Raw genomic sequence first — 18,091 nt, forward strand, 5'->3', positions numbered from 1 at the left:
ACCTCGGTGTTCTTCCATTCGGGACATTTTTCGTCCACTGTGACCGCTCACCTGAGTGATTCCCCGAAGTTTCAACTTTTGATGGGATAATGGAAATCATGAGTGAGTCAAGCAATCCTTTAACGAATTTTCCCGGCGGGACCGTAATGGGGATGTCATTTACTCCCGATGGGGACTCCCGCCCGACCCCGACCGGAGAAGAATCCGTACCCCCCGCGTCTGAACAGGTTCCCGTCACGGCTGAGATTCCCGCTATTGTGCGGGTAGTGTGGGAGATTGACGCCCATGCCGAACCACTGACAGACCTGCAAACCGGTCAGCTCTTTACTCTGCACAAGACCGGGGATGCCGCCCAAATGCTGACCGGACATGCTCCGGATGAGCTGGTCAACGCGATGCGTGATACCGCCGAGTCAGATCCGGAATCGTTGACTGCATTGCCTTTCCAGCTGCCCAACGATGACGGTTTAGATTTCTTAAAACAGCTGGGGCGCGTGGTATGGAGCGACGAAATCGAAGGCGTGGCGGTGCTCTATGAAACGAACGCCATGTTGACCGCCGCAGACATGGCAGACGCCCCCGCTGACCCCCAGGAACGGCAAGCCTACCTGGAGAAAAAGACTGCCGGTCAAGAACGATCCCGCTTCGTTGTGGCAGCCACCCGCACTGAAGCCTGGTCGGTCGTGCACCCGCGCTTCGACACTGACCCGGAGCATATTGAACAGGGCCCGGCGTTAGTCGCGGATTTGCTGCAGCTGATTACCAACGGCATCAACGGTGGTTCAAACACCGCTTCTTGACCTGCGCTAGCGCCGACCGAACCGAGTCTAGTGCCTGCCGGAACGCCGCAGCGTGGCACTGCGGTGAGGCCAAAACGGAGCCAGGAAACGGCACGCCTCACGCTCTTGAGAGGAACCGTCACGGCGGGCTTTGGCAAAAGACACGATAAGTCGGCTGCGCGCCCGAGTCACCCCGACATAGCACAAGCGACGTTCTTCTTCGATGGTCGCAGCGGTTTGGGCGAGGCTGATGGGCAGTAGCCCTTCACTGGCTCCTGCCAGAAACACGACTTCCCACTCGAGTCCCTTTGAAGAATGCAGGGAAGCTAACGTTACGCCGCCGGGTTCGTCGTCCTCCGTGTCTGTCCCGCTGTTCGCAGTTCCTCCCGCTAGTTTCGTGACCTGGTCCTTGATTACGAAAGGAATTCGTTTCGCCCCCAACGCCACCGCGAACAGGGCAGCTTGGGCGTTGGTGCGGAATAGCACCGCAATTTGGCGGGGCGACAGACCTTCCGCCAGCAGGTCTTGAATGCGGCGGGCAATTTCCTTGGCTTCAGTTTCATCATCCGGCGCCACGAACCATGACACTTCCGGACCGGTTTCACGTTGGGATACCAAACGGACAGTACCTCCCAGAGGTCTACCGTCCGTGCCTTTTGCCTGAGCGAGAACCTGATTCGCCAAGTTTACAATCTGAGGAGTGGAGCGGTAGTCCCGGATGAGTTCCACAACCTTCGCTTCGGGATAGGTCTGGGTGAACTCGGTCAAGTATTCCGGAGTGGCGCCGGCAAAAGAGTAGATGGTTTGTGCCGCGTCCCCCACTACTGCCAGATCACGGCGGCGACCCAACCAGCTCATCAACAGGTAGTTTTGCAGGGGTGAGACGTCCTGATATTCGTCCACCACGAAGTAGCGGTACTGGTTGCGGATGGTCCGCGCCACATCCTCGCGTTCATCCATCATGCCCGCGCAGAGCAGCAAAATATCTTCAAAATCCAGCATTTCTGCCGCTATTTTCGCGTCCTCATAGGCGTCCAGCAGTTCTGCCACTCGCTCGGTGCTCAAATCGGCTACGGCTTCGCGCCCTGCCGCTCGCGCTGCCAGGGCATAATGCGACGGGTCTATTAGTGAAACTTTCGCCCACTCAATTTCCCCCGCCAGCGCGCGCACCTGCGCTTTTCCGAGGTTCAGCCCCAAACGTACTCCCGCTGCCGTCACCAGGGTCGCTTTCAGCCCGGTCACGGTGGGCACGGTCCCCCCCATAACCTGTGGCCAAAAATGCCTGACTTGCGCCAGCGCCGCGGAGTGGAATGTGCGCGCCCAGACCTGTCCCACCCCCAGACCTTCCAGGCGGGTTTTCATCTCTGCCGCGGCTTTTTGGGTGAATGTCAGCGCCAACACGTTTTCGGGATTGACCTGACCGCTGCGCACCCCGTAGGCGATGCGGTAGGTAATTGCCCTGGTTTTTCCGGTACCCGCCCCCGCTAGCACGCACAGTGCTCCGTGCTGGTGCTGGGCGACCTCGCGTTGCTGTTCATCTAGGTCATCGAGCAGTTGGACGGCGCTCACTTCCGGGCTGGGCAGCGCGTCCTGACGCTTACGGTCCACGGTTACCTCCTCTCAATCCCGCGTTTCCGGGTTTCCTCAAGTGTCCCACGCCGGTCGACACGGCACGAAACCGGGGGTCTGTCCAGCCTGGACGCTGAGTTATCCACAAGCTCTAAATTGTCATTTGAGTTTATTATATATGTTTTGAGATGCTTTGAATAGAGGTGATATATTATGAAACTAAATGAGGGTATTCACTTGGTTCGGCTACCTGATGGCTCCGTCGAGCTGTGCGCCGGGTTGGAAACCATGTTTCGCTTTCCGCAATGTTCCGAAAAAGAGTTCCAGCTACTGCAACGCCTGGTGGCAGGCTGTACCCGCCCGGATTTGTCCGATTTTGCCAAAGCCTGCCGCATCCCCTTGACCAGAGTCTCGGAAATGCTGCGGACCTTGGCTGATGCGGAACTGCTGCAACTGCGCAATCCCCGCCTGTACGGCGGTCCCGATGACGGTTTTTGGTCACGAGTGGGGGGCGCCAAGATGCGCCGCACCTATCGGCTTCGCCAAAAACTGAGCGTCTCCCTCAATCGAGCCGACCGCATGGCACAACTGCTGGCGGTGGAACTGGGCGCCGCCGGCATCGGCAAGATTCAGGTCCCCACCTCCACCCGCAGTCCCGAACCGGACTTGGAAACTGCCCCCCATCCGCGGCTCACCACGAAAGACCTGGTGGAACAGCGTCGACGGCACGCCACGGTAACGACGCAGCGAATCGCGGCGGACTTGGCGGTGCAGTTCAGCTGGGGCATCCCCGATCCGGTAGCGGCACAAAAAGCGATGCAGACCAATCAATCTTTCCTGGCAGTGGTGGCAGGCCACGATTTTGTTGAGGTCGGACCGTTGGTCGTGCCCGGACTGACACCGTGTACATCCTGTCTCGCCCTGCACCAAGCCACAGCGGTGACGCACCTGGCAGAACGCGCCGCGAACCTGCACTGGGCAGCATTTCCACGGGTAGAAACCGCGTTGGCAGGAGTGGGGGCAGCGATTGCGGCAGCGCAGGCTCTGGCGTTCCTAGATTGCCGTGCTCTGCATCCCGGCGATGTCACACGCATCTCGGTGGATGGCACCGTCACCACGCGGCACTTTGAGTCTCACCCGGAATGCGATTGCAGTTACCTCCCGATGGAACTTGACGTCCCTCCAGAACCGGCATTTGCGAAGCGGGCACGGACAGTTCCCGCTGCCTGACTAGGCGTCAGAAGCGGGATTTGGCGGGCTGTCCGGGTCCGTCCCGTCACCGGAACCATCGGGAGAATCGGTACCGAAACGGTCTTGTGACACCTCCGCGTCACCCTCCGAGTCGATACCGGGTTCCAACCCTTTGGCGTATCCCAAAGTCCCTTGCAGCATGGCCTCTAAATCGGCTTCCAGAGGGTCTTTCGGACCTTCTCCTGCCAAACGCGCCACGAACTGGTCGGGGGCGTCGAAGTCGCTTTCCTCCGGCAGCAGGTCCGGGTGGTCCCACAAGCCTTCTGCCCCGGCTTCTCCGAGCTTTGCCACCAGCTTGGACCACAAGGCGCTGGCTTCGCGCAATCGTTTGGGTCGCAGTTCCAAGCCGATGAGGGCGGCGAACGCTTTTTCTGCCGGTCCACCGGTGGCGCGGCGCCGATTCATCATCTCTCGCAAAGCGCCTATCTGGGGTAACGCCCCTGCCAAGCAGCGCGTGGTCACCATGTCGACCCAGCCCTCCATGATTGCCAGCAGGGTTTCCAGACTTTGTTTCGCCGCGGTTTGGTTGTTCGTCTGGCTGGGAGTCAGCACGCCTTGGGCAATAAGTCTATGCAGGGCATCTTGATCCATCGGGTCCAGCCCTTGCAGGGCAGACTCCATCGCCTGCAAATCGAAGTTGATGTCCCTCGCATAGTCCTCAATCGCTTTAATGACGTGCATCCGCAACCACGGCACCGCGTGATAAAGCCGCACGTAGGCAGCTTCACGAGTCGCCAGGAAGGTCAACACCGGCTCGACTTCCAGGCTGATGTCGGCAGCGAACTTTTCCACGTTTTCCAGCACTATTGCCGCTTGATTCACCTCTCCAACCGGCAGCCCGATGTCGGTCGAGCCGAAACTCTCCGCCGCTAAAGTCCCCCAGGCCTGACCAAACTGCAGCCCAAACAGATTTGAGCTCAACACCCCCAGCAGGGAATCCAGATTCAGCGACGCCGGGTCACCGTCCTTGGAAAACAGCCCCATCAGCTGATGCAGCTCGGGTGGTCCGGAAGAAATCTCAACGTGTAAATCCCCGTCCGCAATGTGCGCAGACAATGCCTGTTTCATAGAATCAGACGTCTTCGCAGCCACCGGGGTAACCAAGATTTTCCAGACTTCAGACGAGGCATCCAGCCACTTTGGTACGGACAGGGCAGCATAGCTGGCGGGGGGTGGCGTGAGCGAAGTGACCGGGTCGAGACGCAAATTCGCTTCTGACAGAGCTTGACGCACTCGGTCTGCATCCGCGGAAGTCACCACTTGGGTTGCCCCGCCCAGGCGCCCCAAGGCGGTCATGCGCGCCAAGTCCCAGTTCACCGGTTCATCGGAACTGGATAGCAGCGACTGCAACGGGAAAGCAAAAATACCTTCTCCACCAGAAAACGCCGAAAACGGGGTGCCGGAACGGAGCTTTTCTTCCATCTCGCGGGCTTTTTCCTCGCCAAAAACCTGGCGCAGCATTTGAGCCCAGTCAGGCATCTCACTTTCATCCATGAGACTATAGTATCCGTGATGAACACCGATGCGCTGGATAAGGGGGCGGACACGCCCGTACCCAAAGATTCACTGACGCTTGCATCCGGAACTGATGCGCCACCAGAAGACCCTGCTGACGCGCCTGAACCGACCCGCTCCCGCTGGTCTTTGAGTCGTTGGGTCTGGGGTCTCGTCCTCATCGTCCTGGGCGGGTATTTTCTGTTCCTCTATTCCTACCCGGTGGTCATCAACTATCCCGGACCGACTTTTGACGTACTGGGTAAGGATTCTAAGCAGACTCCCCTCATCGAGGTAAAAGGCGCGAAAACCTATCCGAATCACAACGGACAACTCCGCATGACCACGGTTTCTTCCCTGGGCGGGCCCGGTTCCATGGTCAGTGGTTGGGACCTGATTATGGCAGCATTTAACCCGAATGCCACCATCTTGCCGGTGGATGTGGTCTATCCCCGCAACGTCTCTAGCAAAGATATTAAGAAACTCGGCGTGCAACAGATGGACCAATCCCAGCTTTCTGCCGAGGCGGTGGCATTGGAAACCTTGGGATATAACGTGAAAATCACCTGGTCTGTGGCTGAAGTTGCCAAGAAATCCCCCGCGTTCGGAGTCTTGCATCGCAAAGACGTGGTACGGACCATAGCCCGACCTGGTCAAACCCCGGTGACTGTCCACACGGTCGAGGACTTGCGAAAATTCCTGGAAGGAGTGCCGGGCGGCGACACTATAGAACTCGGCATCGTCCGCGATGGACAAGCCCAGACGGTGCGTATGAAAACTGCTCCGGCAAAATTACCAAAAGGCAAAATCGGGAAAGGTTCGCAACTCAGCATCTATTTGGCTTCGGATGTAAAGATTCCCCTCGACATCACTTTCCATCTGCAAGACGTGGGCGGACCTTCCGCAGGGACCATGTTTGCCTTGGGAATAGTGGAGCAGCTCACACCCGAACACCTGACAGGGAAATCGGTGATTGCCGGAACCGGGACTATCGACCTGGCTGGAAAAGTCGGTCCTATCAGCGGAATTGCCCAAAAGATGGCGGGGGCAAAAGCTGACGGAGCTAAGTTTTTCCTGGCTCCGACCCAGAACTGTGACGAAGTCGTGGGTCATATCCCGAAAGGGCTGACGGTGACAAAAATCGGCACGTTTTCCGAAGCACTGGACGCAGTGCAAAAAATCCGCGACGGAAAGACCTCTGAACTGCCTCAATGCACGGTTCCCGCCCAGAAATAATAGACTGTGGATATGACTGAGAGAATAGAGCGCGCAGACGGTCGTCGGATGGACCAGCTCCGCGAGGTGACTTTGCACATGGATTGGGTCAGTGCCCCGGAGGGCTGTGTGTTGGTGTCTTGCGGGAACACCAGGGTGCTGTGTTCCGCCAGCTTAACGGAGGGGGTCCCCCGGTGGCGCAAAGATTCTGGCTTTGGCTGGGTCACCGCCGAGTATGCCATGCTCCCCCGTGCTACCGACACCCGTAACACCCGCGAGTCAGTCAAAGGGAAAATCAGCGGGCGCACCTCAGAGATTTCCCGACTCATCGGACGGGCGTTGCGCGCTGCGGTGGATTACGCCGCGCTGGGGGAAAACACTATTGCGATAGACTGCGACGTTTTGCAAGCCGATGGGGGTACCCGTACCGCCTCGATTACCGGGGCTTGGATTGCCCTGCAGCGCGCCATTGCCGTGGGGCGGGACAGCGGTTTTATCCCCGGCAATCCCACCCGTGACTCGGTCTGTGCTATTTCGGTGGGTATCATTGATTCCATCCCCCGCCTGGACCTGCCCTACGAGGAAGATTCTCGTGCCGAAACTGATATGAACGTGGTGATGACCGGCTCCGGATCCCTGGTGGAAGTACAGGGAACCGCAGAAGGCGCCCCGTTTAGCCGTGCCGAGCTGGACGCTTTGCTGGATTTAGCACAGGCTGGTTGCCGTGACTTAACCCGGCTGCAGCGCGCGGCAGTAGACAGCGCACCCGGAGCGGTGCTGACGCTAACAGATGGAGTAATCGCGTGAGTATTTTGACTTCTGTACCGGATTTGCGGGATAAGAACGCTCAGAAACTGAAACTGCCACCGGAGGCTCAGGTGGTGATGGCTACGGGTAATACCCACAAAGTTCGGGAAGTTGAAGAAATTTTGCGTCCTTTGGTGCCCAGTCTGCGCCCTGGGGGGATTGTCGCCGCCGGCACGTTGGGAGCGCCAGAACCGCGCGAGGACGGTACATCATTCTCTGCCAACGCTCTGATTAAGGCACGGGCCTTGGCCAGCGTGGTGGATGTGCCGATTTTGGCAGATGACTCCGGTTTGAGCGTGGATATTTTGGGTGGCTCCCCAGGAATTTTCTCCGCTCGGTGGTGCGGGCATCACGGCGACGACCGCGCCAACCTGGAACTTTTGTTGAACCAGCTGCAAGACATTGACGATGGCTATCGCACGGCAGCTTTTATCTGTGCCGCGGTGCTGCTGATTCCGGGAGGCGGAACATACCTGGGAAACGGGGTTATGGGCGGACGATTGGTGCGCGAGCCGAAGGGAAAAAATGGCTTCGGATACGACCCAATTTTCCTGGCAGACGGTCAGGAGGTCACCAATGGTGAGCTCAGCAAGGACGCCAAGAACGCTATTTCACACCGCGCCAAAGCCTTTAGCCAGATTGCTCCGCAGCTCGAGGCAATGCTGGGGGTTCGCACTCGTCTCACCCGGTAACGGCGGCGTCCCCCTCCGGACTGCCCTCATCGCGCTGGGGCGCAACCGACGCTGCCTCAATTGTCCAGACAAAATCTGTGAGTCGCCTGTAAGGAGGGAGAATTTTTCTTTGATTTTTCCCCGCAGTCTAGCCTTTCACGGGTCAAAATGGCACAATGGACGGTGAGAGCAAAGGATTGCCCTCGCGGAGTCGTTTAACTTCGCCAGAGTTTCAGGAGGAAATTATGCTTTCAACAGATGTAGTTGGGGCGATAAACCCCGCGTTGACAAATCAGGCTTTCACCCGCCCGGCTCCGGAGCCCAGTGGGAAAGCAGACAAGCCCGAGCCCATTTCGAACACCTCGAAAACCGAGGCTGCGGCTACCGGCGGTCACAGTGCCTTGAACGGTAACGTTGCTGAATTCAAGCCTGTCGTTGGTCCTTCACAACCGACCCATGCGGATTTGCCGCACACCTACAAGTCATCGAATTCGCACCTCGATGTCATGCTGTGACGGTTATCCGAGGTACTGAGGAAAGGACGGAGTCATGAACCCAATTTCTGGCGCTGCGCCGATTATGGACGCAGAAACGATGAAAGCCCTGATGGTAACGGCTGTCGCTGCACAGACAGCCACCGCGACTAAAGCTGCTACGGCAGCCGCAGCGCTAAAGGTCATGAACCCGCAAGGCGGGCTCGACGTTTACGCCTAAGGTTCAGTAATCTGATTTTCACACGCGCTCGACCGCAGTGACCTCCGGTCCCAAGAATCTGCGTGCCAGCCGTGTAAAGGTTTGCGTATCCCCCGTTGCCAAGAACTGGTAACGGGGGTTTACCGTATCTGTGCCGTCATCTGTGTTCAACCAGTCCTTGTCCAACAGTTGACGATAGACATCGTGAGCAGTCTCCTCGGCAGAAGAAACCAAAGTCACTTCCGGTCCCATAACGTAGCTGATGATACCGGAAAGCAACGGATAATGAGTGCAGCCCAACACCAGGGTGTCCACCCCGGCATCACGGATTGGTTCCAAGTATTCTCGCGCTACCGCTAGCAATTCCGGACCCGAAGTAATGCCGCGTTCCACGAAGTCCACGAATGCCGGGCAAGCTTTCGCGCTGACCTGCACTTGCTGGTAAGCGTGCAGGGCGCGTTGATAGGTTTCCGTTTCAATAGTGGTGTGGGTAGCGATGACCCCGATATGCCCATTTCGGGTAGCGGACACGGCACGATGCACGGCTGGTGAAATGACTTCCAGGACGGGAATCCCCAACTCATCATACTTTGACCGCGCCGCAAATACTGCCGTAGCCGAAGCCGTGTTACAGGCGATGACCAGCATCTTTACCCCGCGATCCACCAGCTTGTCCATGACGCTCAGGGACAGTTCTTTGACTCGTTCCACCGGTTTGGTGCCGTAGGGGCTATTGGCAGTGTCTCCGATATAAGTCACCGATTCACCCGGCAGCTGGTCGATGATAGAACGAGCCACTGTCAGCCCGCCCAGCCCGGAATCAAAAATCCCAATGGGTGCGTTATTCACTATCAAATCCTTTGCGTTCTAACCATCAACGGCATACATTAACGTTTCCAACCACCACGACAAAGCATTATAAATGCTGGCGATGGTGATTTCGTAAGCTGTGTAGACCCCGGTCTCCGGGTCGGACTCCGCCATCAGCTCGACTTCTTCCGCTCTGGTGTCGTTATCAATGCCCAAGGACCACCCCAAAGCCAACCGTGCATCGTTGATAGCGGTGACCCACACTTTCAAGGCTTCCGGCTTCACCATCACGGCACCGTTGCTGTGGGCAGCCCACCGCAGGCTTTCAGCGACCGTTCGCATGGCAGCAGTTTTTTTCGCTGCCAAATCGGGGGTGGTCAAGGCGCGCAGTTCCGCAGCTTCTTCCGGGTCCTGGCTCATGGGGCGCAAGATTGCCGCAATGTAGGGGTTCGCTGGGCATGGACGCGGACCCAGGGGGTCGAAGTCTAGCGCCGCTAAGGTTTGATCGTCGGTCATGCCCCGTGAGTTCGGTTCAAAGCCGGTGTTTCCGCGGCGTGGGGTGGCGGATTCACCAGGCTGTTCGTGGGGCTGATTGAGGTCCGTTTCCGTCTCTGTTTCCTCACTGGCGCTGTGCAGTTCGGGACGCGAGGTGATGGAAGACACCGTATCTACTCCCAACAGTTTCTCAAACATGAGAGTGTGTTCTTTCGGGGAATTCGGATCGAGGTCCACCCCCATCATGTCCAGGACGTCGCGCTGTTCTTCGGCTTCCATCGCGTCAGCCAGTTCCTCGAAAATCCCCGCCAGCAAGACCGCCTCGTGCGGCTCAACCCTGCTGAACCACCCTTCTGAAGGCGCGTTCAGCGCTGCAAATGCACGCATCGTGTCCGGTCCCCCTCAATCAGCTTCCTGTTCGAGCGTCGCCCACAGCCCGTATTCACTCATCGCCAACACGTCAGCTTCCATCTGTTCACGGGTTCCCGCACTCACCACTGCGCGACCTTTAAAATGGACTTCTTTCATCAGGTGCTCCGCGCGCTCGTGCGAGTACCCGAAATAGGTCTTAAACACCCAGGTCACATAGCTCATCAGGTTCACGGCGTCGTTCCACACCACTGTGTTCCACTGACCGGGAAGGACCCGGTCCAGCTGGGCGACCGCAGACGGAGCATATTCGGTACCGGGTTCGACAATACTCACGCTTTAAGGTTAAAGGTTTTTGACCAGGCGCGCAGGATTACCGCGCCTCGAAGCAAAAAGCTCCACCAGCATCTTAGAGCACCAGTAAACCGACCAAACCTGCCAGGAGCAGCACCACCAGGAGGGCGACGACAGCCCTGGTCACTCTGCCGCTGCCGAGCTTGTGGGCATTTGACACGTGGGGAACTAGGTTTTTACGGGAATCAGCATCATCCTTGCGCATAGCTTTATGCTACCGGCTCCCGTCACGCCACCGAGACGGGAATGAACAGATGCCGGCTTTATCCCCGTCCTGGTGACAGGTAAACGCGCGAGCGGGATGCCGGCGTCTCCAAGTTGAAACGGAAAACCCGCCGGACGCGACTATAGTTATACCTATGAACACGCGCGAATCGACTGCCTTACTGACTGATATGTACGAGCTGACCATGGTGGACTCCGCTTTGGAGCACGGGATGGGACAGCGCCAATGCGTGTTTGAGATTTTTACCCGACGATTTCCCGCTTCGCGGCGTTTCCTGGTGATGGCTGGAGTGGCGCGGATTTTGGAGGGACTCAAGCGTTTCCAGTTCGATGATTCTCAGCTGAAATACCTCTCGGATCACAAAATCGTCGGACAGAAAACGATTAAGTTTCTGGAGGATTACCAGTTTTCCGGCGACATTTTCGGCTATCCCGAAGGCGAAGTATTCATGGTGAATTCGCCAATTTTGACGGTTCGCGGGACGTTTGCCGAGACTTGCCTGTTGGAAACCTACCTGCTGTCGATTTTGAACTTCGACTGTGCGGTGGCGTCGGCGGCATCCCGGATGACCATTGCCGCTCACGGCAGACCCTGTCTGGATATGGGGGCGCGCCGGGTACATGAGCGGGCGGCTGTTTCCGCTGCTCGCGCCGCACAAATTGGCGGTTTTCAGGGTACGTCTGACTTAGAGACCGGGAAACGATACGGGATTCGCGCTATCGGCACTGCTGCCCACGCCTTTACCCTGCTGTTTGAGGATGAAGAAGCCGCTTTCACCGCTCAGATTGAGTCGATGGGTCCGGACACTACACTGCTGGTAGATACCTACGACGTGACTGCTGCCGTCGAGAAAGCGGTGCGAATTGCCAGAGCTGCCGGGGGGGAACTGGGTGCGGTTCGTTTGGATTCGGGTGACCTGGTGGCAGGCGCGTTTAAAGTTCGCCAACAGCTCGATGATTTGGGGGCGACTTCCACCAAGATTACGGTGACCAATGATCTGGATGAATACGCTATTGCCGGTTTGGGCGCCGCGCCAGTGGATTCCTACGGGGTGGGCACCCGATTGGTGACCGGTTCGGGGATTCCGACCGCTGCCCTGGTCTACAAGCTGGTCGCTCGTGAGGACGCAAACGGGAATCTGGAATCGGTGGCGAAACGCTCGGTTGAGAAGTCGACTCGGGGCGGATTGAAATGGGCGGGACGCGCTATTGAGGATCACACTGCCATGACCGAGCTGCTGGTGACTGCCCCGAACCGGGAGGCTGCTACGGAATACTTCGCGAGTCACGAGGCTCGCCCGTTGCAGCGGGATTTCGTAATCGACGGGACTATTGACAAATCTTGGATTGGTCCCGATGCCCTGCAGCGCGCTCAGCAGCACCACATCGAGGTCCGTAACGAACTGCCTTATCAGGCGTGGCGCTTGAGCGAAGGCGAAGTGGCTATCCCCACAGAATACGTGGACCTTTAGCTCTCAGAGCCACCGAAAAAGGGCCAGCCGGGTTGACCGTTATGGTCCCCGTTCATAGATTTCATGATTTCTTTGCACGCCGGGCAAATCGGAAAATTCTTAGGGTCGCGCATCGGCACCCAGACTTTGCCGCACAGGGCGATGACAGCTTGACCGGTCACAGCCGAGGCGGTAATTCGGTCTTTGCGCACGTAGTGGGCGTAACGCTCGTTGTCACCAGGATTACGTTTCAGTTCGGTTTCGGTGCGTTCCAGCACCGCCGTGCCACCTTGAGTCAGGGGCTGACCCGCAGTTGTTTCGCTCATGCCACCATTGTAACCTGTAACCGCCCGGGTCAGCCTGGGCTGTGGTGGTGGCAGACTCGGTCCGAGCGACACCCCTAAAAACAAAGCCGGTCGCCACGGGGGCGACCGCTTCGTACGAGATGCTTCGATTACTTGTTGGACACAGCCTTCTTCAGGGTGGAGCCGGCAGAAATCTTAACGCCGTAGCCAGCGGGAATCTTGATTTCTTCGCCGGTGCGGGGGTTGCGACCGGTACGAGCGGCACGAGAAACGCGCTCCACATTCATCAGACCGGTCACCTTCACGGTTTCGCCCTTTTTGAGGGAGTCAATCAAGATTTCCTGGAAAGCAGACAGAGCGCCGTCAGCTTCGGTCTTGGACAGACCGGCTTTCTTGGCGATCTCGGCAACAAGTTCAGTACGATTCACAGACATGTGATTCCTTTCGGATAGATCGTCGATTTCACTTTGGTGAAATCCTCCATTAGAGACTACGCAAATTTAGCGCATTTGTCAGCGAGTTAGCAAACAAATCTCGATTTTTCCGCGGTTTTCCACCCTCTGGATGCACTCGTTTCACAACGACCACAAAAGCCTCATATTTTAGCCTTGCTGCGGGGCATCCCGACGGGTCGGTACCGCGCACTTCCCTAGCGACATTTCGTGGCGCGGCTGGTCGGGGTCACGAACGGAACTAACCGTTGCGGGTCACGTCACTCGCCCCACCGGGCTGGTGCGCCACAAACGTTGCCCCGACCGCCCCGACTTTCCCCCAACGCATCCAAAATACGGTCTTTTTGGGTTGGGAATGTAAGATTTCTGCGGAGAGAGCCCCGGCTGGTTTCACAACCCAAAATACCGTTGGCTGTCCCCACTGCAAAATCGAAAAGACAAAGGAAGATTATTTTGGTAGATGTCAGTGTGGTCCCCGAGCAGCGAGCCTCGTGGTCAGGAAAACTCGGTTTCGTCCTCGCGGCAGCCGGTTCAGCGGTCGGATTGGGCACTATCTGGCGTTTCCCTTACCTGGCGGCGCACTACGGTGGGGGCACGTTTATCTTTGTGTTCTTTCTCTTTATGCTGACCTTGGGTGTTGCGCTGCTGGTGTTGGAAATTGCACTAGGGCGGAACACGGGCAAATCCATCATCATGGCGTTTGCATCTTTCGGTAAGCAATATCGGTTTGTGGGAATGCTCACCGCCGCGGTCCCCTTCATCATTGCTTCGTATTATGGCGTGGTGGGCGGCTGGGTGACCCGCTACATGTTCGCCTACGCCGCCGGCATGACGAAAGAACTGGCTGACGGAGGCGATAATTTCGGGGCATTCATCTCTGACGGTCCGCAATCTGTGGCGTTCATGCTGCTGTTCGGGGCGATTACGTTCATCATCGTGGCACTGGGGGTCAACGGTGGGGTGGAACGCGCTAACCTGATTATGATGCCGGCGCTGATTCTGGTTTCACTGTTGATTGGAATCTTTACTTTGACCCAGCCCGGCGCTTTGGACGGTTTGCGATATTTCTTGGTTCCCGATTTTTCCAAGTTTTCACTAGAGTTGCTCATCGCCGCTCTGGGACAGACGTTCTTTGGTCTGTCGCTGGGTGCGGCGACGATGGTCACCTACGGGTCTTACATGAAAAAGGACGTCTCGGTGACGTCCTCGGCCCTCCAAACGACCGGCACCACGCTGGGGATTAGCCTGCTGGCGGGATTGATGATTATTCCCGCCACGTTCGCGACCTTGGGTTCTGCCAACGCCGTGGCAAAGAATTCCGGACCGTCCCTGATGTTCCTGGTTATCCCGGAGGTGTTTGAAAAGTTTGGCAGAATCGCTACCGGTATCGGTTTCGTGTTTTTCCTGCTGGTCATGTTTGCCGCTCTGACCAGCATGATTTCCCTGGTGGAGGCCTGCGTGTCCATCTTGCAGGACACTCTGGCATGGAAACGACGCCAAGCCCTGTTGGTCACTGTCGTGGTGCTCAGCTCTGCGGGAATCATCGTGACCTTGGGCTACAGCTCCCTGTCGTTTATTCAGCCTCTCGGTGAGGGGTCGACCATACTTGACTTCCTGGACTTTATGACCAGCTCGGTGATGATGCCACTGGGTGGTTTGTTGATGTGTCTGTTCTTTGGGTGGCGAAAGAAGCCAGCAGTACTCATTGACGAAGTGCGTCTCTCTGGGGAGTTCAAAAGAGCCGGGCTGTGGGGTGTGATGATTAAATACGTCGCCCCCATCCTGCTGGTGGCAATCTTTATCACCAGCGTGTTGAAAACGTTCGGCATTATCAGCTTCTAAAAAGAGTTTTGCCTCCGGCGAGTAAATCGACCGGAGGCAAAACTTTACAGTTCCACAAGTTTGCGTCGCTGTAGTCGCAGGGTCACGTCGGCGTTGCGGGCGAGCTCTTTGGAGTGAGTCACCACAATGACGCATTTGCCTTCCTCGTGGGCAGCCTTTTGCAGGATTTCTGTCACTCCCGCGGCGGTCGCTTCATCCAGGTTGCCGGTCGGTTCGTCTGCCAAAATGACCGGCGCTGCGGACACCAGGGCGCGTCCGATGGCGACCCGCTGCTGTTGCCCGCCGGACAGCAACAGGACGTTGCGTTTCGCTTCTTTCGCGTCCAAGCCCAACTTTTCCAACATTTCTGTGCTGGCTTTCGCGTTGACCAAGCGCAGGTTCTCCAGTGGAGTCAGGTAGTCGATGAGGTTGTAGTTTTGAAACACCAGGGAAATTTGGTGCTTGCGATGGTAGGAATAACCCTTTTTCGCGATGTCTGCCCCGTCAAATAGGACCGTACCCGCGGTCGGGGCATCGAGTCCTGCCAGCAGACTCAGCATCGTGGATTTGCCTGCCCCGGAGGCTCCCAGAATGGCATAGAACTTACCTTTCTGAAACTCGTAGTTGACGTCGTCCAGGACTTTTGCCCCAGCACCTTTGTAGGTGTAATCGATGTGATCCAACTGTAAAATGCTCATTTTTTCTCCTTAACTCAACTTGGAAAGAATAGATTTCGGGGTTTGACGCATGATGGGGAACAGCGCCAGCCCCAGCGCGATGATGATGACCAGGAAGCCCAGTCCCAGGGACATCGCATTCCCCGCGATTCCGTTGGCAGGCTCTAGCGCCGCTAACGTCTCATTCCCGGCTTTGGACAGCACCAGCTGACCCAAGCTGTTTGACAGCAGCCGTCCCAGGATGACTGCCAGCACGGCGCCCAGCGCCCCAAATATGATTGCCTCCAGGAGGAACTGCAGCCCGACCTCCAGTTTCGTCTTGCCCAGGGACAGCAAGATACCAATCTCGGGCAATCGCGAGCGCACCCAGAATGTCGCCACCAGTGCCAATACCAGCGCTCCTGCCAGGCAGAATCCCCACAGCAGCATTCCTAGCATCTGGTCGACGCCGGAAATGGCTTGGAGCACATCGGCGAACTGCGCCGAATTGTTTTCCAGGCTCAGCTTGGGGGCCGTGGTCTGAGCGGCTTTCAGGACCTGGGGCAGTTGGTCAGCTCGCTCGGTAAAGTAACGTGCGGTACTGACCTGACCGCCGAGCTTTTGCAGGGCGTCGAGGTTCGTAAACACTTGGTTTTCGGAGTTCCCCGAGGGCAGCCCGGTACGGTTTTCGGCTTTCCCGGAATAAATCCCCCCGATTTTCAGTCGCACCACGGTGTTTTCGTGGCGCAGTTCCAGGGTGTCTCCCAAGTGCAGGGAATTTTTCCGCGCGAAGTCGCGGTGAATCATCGCCTCAACACCAGGTTTACCGATGTGAGAGCCCTGTTCCAAGGTATAAATTTTCCCCAAGAACTCTGGGTTTAGCGACGAATCGCTGGTGCCTTTGATTCCCAGCAAATCCCCGCCAAACTCGGGGTCCAGCTGGATTCCGCTGGCGGCGCTGACCAGGCTGGCATTTTCCGGTTTTGCTGCAGCTTCGCCTTCATAGGCGTGGCGTTTGACTCCCGGCAGGTCAGCGAGTTGTTTCAAGGTCTGGTCCGGGAGCTGACCGGTTTGGCTGGTGGCGGTGAACCCCGCCAAAACGTTAGAGCTGATGGCATCGCGCACACTCAACATGGTGGACTTTACCCCGGACTGGGCGACCAGGGCGGTAAACACCAGGGTAATAATCGCCACCATCAGCAGGCTGCGACGCGGTCGGCGAATGACCGAACGCCAAGAACGTGACCATACCCCGTTCATTTGTTATCCACCAACAGGGCACGCGGGCTTTTTCGCAGCATCGGCACGGAGGCAATGACCACGACTATCGCAATCAGCACCAGCACCGTGATTGCAATCTGACCAGCGGATGCCAGGCTCAGGTCGACGGTGAGTTTCTCTAGCGTCTTCATAGACGCCGAAGATTCCATATCCGCCCCAAACTGACCGGCTTTCGCCATTTCTTGAGCAGCTTGGTGATTGACCGAGGACAGCACGGAAGTGCCCATCCCCTGCGCCAGCATTCCCGCCCCGAAATAGGACAGGACGAAAGCAGGAACGGCAATAAAGATTAGCTCCAGGGCGTACTGCGCCATAATGCTCGCTTTGGTCACCCCCATCGACAGCAGGGTTCCCGTCTCTTTCTTGCGTTCGTTGAGCCACAGACACAGCACCAGCGCCAAAATGGCTCCTGCCAACACAAAGGTAGCAATCGTGGTGGTGGTCATGACACTACGAACCCCGTCAATCGCGCCGGTGATACCGGCGAGGTATTGGGTCGAGCGGCTCAACTGATAGCTGCGCCAGTCGATGTCTTTGGCAGCGGCAGCTTTCACCACATCGTCAAAGTTGGCGCCCTTTTTCACAAAGAAGTTCGCATCTTGATAGATTTCGGTGGCAGGTGTGACGTTGTACAGCGTCCGGGTGGTGTCCAAGTCGGTAAACACGGTGTTAGAAAACAGTTCGTTGCGCGATACCGCCCGGTCTGCGTTTGAGCCAGACACGAGTCCGACGATTTCGGTGGTGACTTCATTAGTCGAGTGGTTTTGGTTATCGGCGTCATAAGGGTTGCCCTTGAGTGTCAGTTTGCTGCCGATGGTCAGGTGATTGGCTTTTGCCAAGTCCTGGTTGATGATGGATTTATTTTTGTCCTGGGCATTCAGGTGGCGACCTGCCACCAGTTTTAACGCCCCGGAGCGGAAGTTATTATCCATCTTGGTGTCGTTGACTCCCCACACGTTCACGGCGTTGCCGAACTGGGCTTCTTTCGTTTCGTCATAGTCTTGACGGTCGAGCTTTTGGGCTGTGGCGTCCACCAGGTCAGCGGTGACGTTCTGGCGGGCGACGTAGTTCTGCACTCCGTCCAGCGAGGCGAGTTTTTTAATGTCGGCGGGCTTCACGTTTCCGGCGCCTCGCGGCGTGCCGGTGTTGAACTGGGGATTGTTTCCCAGCACAAATCCCTGTCCAGTTTTTGCATCGATTTCCGCCGCGGTGGCGTCAGTAGCGCGGGACACGGCATTAGCGGACATCAGCACCGTAGACATCGCCAGAAATATAGCAAAAATGATGATGGTTTTAATTCGTTTCCGGGCGACGTAACGCCAGGACCTTCCTACGAACGACAATAGATTCCCTCCTGTCGTGGTGTTTAGCGTAAGCATAGTGATTTTCTTTG

The 18,091-nt window shown here is 57.2% G+C and carries 21 protein-coding genes; 9 read left to right on the top strand and 12 right to left on the bottom strand.

Annotated elements, in window-relative coordinates; genetic code table 11:
• Positions 1–98: 98 nt before the first annotated feature.
• Positions 99–800, top strand: a complete 702-nt coding sequence (locus HMPREF0574_RS07330) for a hypothetical protein (RefSeq protein WP_236585907.1) — start codon at positions 99–101, stop codon at positions 798–800.
• 27 nt (positions 801–827) lie between these two features.
• Here HMPREF0574_RS07330 and HMPREF0574_RS07335 read toward each other — a convergent pair whose 3' ends face one another.
• Positions 828–2,387 carry an ATP-dependent helicase gene (locus HMPREF0574_RS07335; protein WP_004008091.1) on the bottom strand — a complete coding sequence of 520 codons (1,560 nt, stop codon included), beginning with the start codon at positions 2,385–2,387 and terminating at the stop codon, positions 828–830.
• Positions 2,388–2,561: 174 nt separating this feature from the next.
• Here HMPREF0574_RS07335 and HMPREF0574_RS07340 point away from each other — a divergent pair, with 174 nt between their 5' ends.
• Complete coding sequence (locus HMPREF0574_RS07340) at positions 2,562–3,578, top strand: hypothetical protein (protein WP_004008092.1); 1,017 nt, start codon at positions 2,562–2,564, stop codon at positions 3,576–3,578.
• Here the strand turns inward: HMPREF0574_RS07340 and HMPREF0574_RS07345 are convergent, their stop codons facing one another.
• Positions 3,579–5,093, bottom strand: coding sequence for a zinc-dependent metalloprotease (locus HMPREF0574_RS07345; protein WP_004008093.1), 1,515 nt, complete (start codon positions 5,091–5,093; stop codon positions 3,579–3,581).
• 18 nt (positions 5,094–5,111) lie between these two features.
• Here HMPREF0574_RS07345 and HMPREF0574_RS07350 point away from each other — a divergent pair, with 18 nt between their 5' ends.
• The 5 genes from HMPREF0574_RS07350 (at position 5,112) to HMPREF0574_RS09670 (ending at position 8,500) form a co-directional block, all read left to right on the top strand.
• Positions 5,112–6,329, top strand: a complete 1,218-nt coding sequence (locus HMPREF0574_RS07350) for a YlbL family protein (RefSeq protein WP_004008094.1) — start codon at positions 5,112–5,114, stop codon at positions 6,327–6,329.
• 12 nt (positions 6,330–6,341) lie between these two features.
• The gene (rph, locus tag HMPREF0574_RS07355) at positions 6,342–7,115 is read left to right on the top strand and encodes a ribonuclease PH (RefSeq protein ID WP_004008095.1); all 774 of its coding nucleotides are present in this window, start codon (positions 6,342–6,344) and stop codon (positions 7,113–7,115) included.
• Positions 7,112–7,807, top strand: coding sequence for an RdgB/HAM1 family non-canonical purine NTP pyrophosphatase (gene rdgB / locus HMPREF0574_RS07360; RefSeq protein ID WP_004008096.1), 696 nt, complete (start codon positions 7,112–7,114; stop codon positions 7,805–7,807). Before rph ends, rdgB begins: the two co-directional genes overlap by 4 nt.
• A gap of 224 nt (positions 7,808–8,031) precedes the next feature.
• Positions 8,032–8,301, top strand: a complete 270-nt coding sequence (locus HMPREF0574_RS07365; protein ID WP_231294218.1) for a hypothetical protein — start codon at positions 8,032–8,034, stop codon at positions 8,299–8,301.
• A gap of 34 nt (positions 8,302–8,335) precedes the next feature.
• A complete protein-coding gene (locus HMPREF0574_RS09670; RefSeq protein WP_004008098.1) occupies positions 8,336–8,500 on the top strand; it encodes a hypothetical protein in 165 nt (54 codons plus the stop codon).
• Between the two features lie 18 nt (positions 8,501–8,518).
• Here the strand turns inward: HMPREF0574_RS09670 and murI are convergent, their stop codons facing one another.
• The 4 genes from murI to HMPREF0574_RS09675 all read right to left on the bottom strand — a co-directional run bounded on the left by murI (position 8,519) and on the right by HMPREF0574_RS09675 (position 10,712).
• Positions 8,519–9,328 carry a glutamate racemase gene (gene murI / locus HMPREF0574_RS07370; RefSeq protein WP_036324965.1) on the bottom strand — a complete coding sequence of 270 codons (810 nt, stop codon included), beginning with the start codon at positions 9,326–9,328 and terminating at the stop codon, positions 8,519–8,521.
• Between the two features lie 18 nt (positions 9,329–9,346).
• Positions 9,347–10,171 (bottom strand): DUF2017 family protein, encoded by an 825-nt coding sequence (locus HMPREF0574_RS07375; RefSeq protein ID WP_004008100.1) that lies wholly within the window; start codon positions 10,169–10,171, stop codon positions 9,347–9,349.
• Positions 10,172–10,186: 15 nt separating this feature from the next.
• A complete protein-coding gene (clpS, locus tag HMPREF0574_RS07380; RefSeq protein WP_004008101.1) occupies positions 10,187–10,489 on the bottom strand; it encodes an ATP-dependent Clp protease adapter ClpS in 303 nt (100 codons plus the stop codon).
• A gap of 73 nt (positions 10,490–10,562) precedes the next feature.
• On the bottom strand, positions 10,563–10,712 hold the full coding sequence (locus HMPREF0574_RS09675) for a hypothetical protein (protein WP_004008102.1): 150 nt from the start codon (positions 10,710–10,712) through the stop codon (positions 10,563–10,565).
• A 154-nt stretch (positions 10,713–10,866) separates the two neighbouring features.
• On the opposite strand from HMPREF0574_RS09675, the gene HMPREF0574_RS07385 reads away from it, so the two are divergent.
• Positions 10,867–12,204 carry a nicotinate phosphoribosyltransferase gene (locus HMPREF0574_RS07385; RefSeq protein WP_004008103.1) on the top strand — a complete coding sequence of 446 codons (1,338 nt, stop codon included), beginning with the start codon at positions 10,867–10,869 and terminating at the stop codon, positions 12,202–12,204.
• Here HMPREF0574_RS07385 and HMPREF0574_RS07390 read toward each other — a convergent pair.
• The 3 genes from HMPREF0574_RS07390 to HMPREF0574_RS09680 form a co-directional block, all read right to left on the bottom strand.
• The gene (locus HMPREF0574_RS07390; protein WP_004008104.1) at positions 12,201–12,509 is read right to left on the bottom strand and encodes a DUF3039 domain-containing protein; all 309 of its coding nucleotides are present in this window, start codon (positions 12,507–12,509) and stop codon (positions 12,201–12,203) included. The genes HMPREF0574_RS07385 and HMPREF0574_RS07390 overlap by 4 nt on opposite strands.
• A 128-nt stretch (positions 12,510–12,637) precedes the next feature.
• The gene (locus HMPREF0574_RS07395; protein WP_004008105.1) at positions 12,638–12,922 is read right to left on the bottom strand and encodes an HU family DNA-binding protein; all 285 of its coding nucleotides are present in this window, start codon (positions 12,920–12,922) and stop codon (positions 12,638–12,640) included.
• A gap of 259 nt (positions 12,923–13,181) precedes the next feature.
• On the bottom strand, positions 13,182–13,334 hold the full coding sequence (locus HMPREF0574_RS09680) for a hypothetical protein (protein WP_004008106.1): 153 nt from the start codon (positions 13,332–13,334) through the stop codon (positions 13,182–13,184).
• Between the two features lie 14 nt (positions 13,335–13,348).
• Between HMPREF0574_RS09680 and HMPREF0574_RS07400 the strand changes: the two genes are divergently transcribed.
• Positions 13,349–14,782 carry a sodium-dependent transporter gene (locus tag HMPREF0574_RS07400; RefSeq protein WP_004008107.1) on the top strand — a complete coding sequence of 478 codons (1,434 nt, stop codon included), beginning with the start codon at positions 13,349–13,351 and terminating at the stop codon, positions 14,780–14,782.
• 44 nt (positions 14,783–14,826) lie between these two features.
• Here HMPREF0574_RS07400 and HMPREF0574_RS07405 read toward each other — a convergent pair whose 3' ends face one another.
• From HMPREF0574_RS07405 to HMPREF0574_RS07415, 3 genes are read right to left on the bottom strand one after another with little or no spacing between them, the layout of a single operon-like run.
• On the bottom strand, positions 14,827–15,459 hold the full coding sequence (locus HMPREF0574_RS07405) for an ABC transporter ATP-binding protein (protein WP_004008108.1): 633 nt from the start codon (positions 15,457–15,459) through the stop codon (positions 14,827–14,829).
• Positions 15,460–15,468: 9 nt separating this feature from the next.
• Positions 15,469–16,677, bottom strand: a complete 1,209-nt coding sequence (locus tag HMPREF0574_RS07410; RefSeq protein WP_236585908.1) for an ABC transporter permease — start codon at positions 16,675–16,677, stop codon at positions 15,469–15,471.
• Entirely contained in the window at positions 16,674–18,077 is a 1,404-nt protein-coding gene (locus tag HMPREF0574_RS07415) for an ABC transporter permease (protein WP_004008110.1), read from the bottom strand. Before HMPREF0574_RS07415 ends, HMPREF0574_RS07410 begins: the two co-directional genes overlap by 4 nt.
• Between the last annotated feature and the right edge of the window lie 14 nt (positions 18,078–18,091).

The organism is Mobiluncus curtisii subsp. curtisii ATCC 35241, from assembly GCF_000146285.1.
In the GTDB taxonomy this organism is placed as follows: Bacteria; Actinomycetota; Actinomycetes; order Actinomycetales; family Actinomycetaceae; genus Mobiluncus; species Mobiluncus curtisii.

Coding starts and splice junctions, on each gene's coding strand:
- HMPREF0574_RS07390 (WP_004008104.1), bottom strand. CDS start 12,509: ATGAGCGAAACAACTGCGGGTCAGCCCCTGACTCAAGGTGGCACGGCG.
- HMPREF0574_RS07340 (WP_004008092.1), top strand. CDS start 2,562: ATGAAACTAAATGAGGGTATTCACTTGGTTCGGCTACCTGATGGCTCC.
- HMPREF0574_RS07415 (WP_004008110.1), bottom strand. CDS start 18,077: ATGCTTACGCTAAACACCACGACAGGAGGGAATCTATTGTCGTTCGTA.
- rph (WP_004008095.1), top strand. CDS start 6,342: ATGACTGAGAGAATAGAGCGCGCAGACGGTCGTCGGATGGACCAGCTC.
- HMPREF0574_RS09675 (WP_004008102.1), bottom strand. CDS start 10,712: ATGCGCAAGGATGATGCTGATTCCCGTAAAAACCTAGTTCCCCACGTG.
- HMPREF0574_RS07330 (WP_236585907.1), top strand. CDS start 99: ATGAGTGAGTCAAGCAATCCTTTAACGAATTTTCCCGGCGGGACCGTA.
- HMPREF0574_RS07350 (WP_004008094.1), top strand. CDS start 5,112: ATGAACACCGATGCGCTGGATAAGGGGGCGGACACGCCCGTACCCAAA.
- HMPREF0574_RS07365 (WP_231294218.1), top strand. CDS start 8,032: ATGCTTTCAACAGATGTAGTTGGGGCGATAAACCCCGCGTTGACAAAT.
- HMPREF0574_RS07385 (WP_004008103.1), top strand. CDS start 10,867: ATGAACACGCGCGAATCGACTGCCTTACTGACTGATATGTACGAGCTG.
- HMPREF0574_RS09670 (WP_004008098.1), top strand. CDS start 8,336: ATGAACCCAATTTCTGGCGCTGCGCCGATTATGGACGCAGAAACGATG.
- HMPREF0574_RS07395 (WP_004008105.1), bottom strand. CDS start 12,922: ATGTCTGTGAATCGTACTGAACTTGTTGCCGAGATCGCCAAGAAAGCC.
- HMPREF0574_RS07405 (WP_004008108.1), bottom strand. CDS start 15,459: ATGAGCATTTTACAGTTGGATCACATCGATTACACCTACAAAGGTGCT.
- HMPREF0574_RS07345 (WP_004008093.1), bottom strand. CDS start 5,093: ATGGATGAAAGTGAGATGCCTGACTGGGCTCAAATGCTGCGCCAGGTT.
- HMPREF0574_RS07410 (WP_236585908.1), bottom strand. CDS start 16,677: ATGAACGGGGTATGGTCACGTTCTTGGCGTTCGGTCATTCGCCGACCG.
- HMPREF0574_RS07375 (WP_004008100.1), bottom strand. CDS start 10,171: ATGCGTGCATTTGCAGCGCTGAACGCGCCTTCAGAAGGGTGGTTCAGC.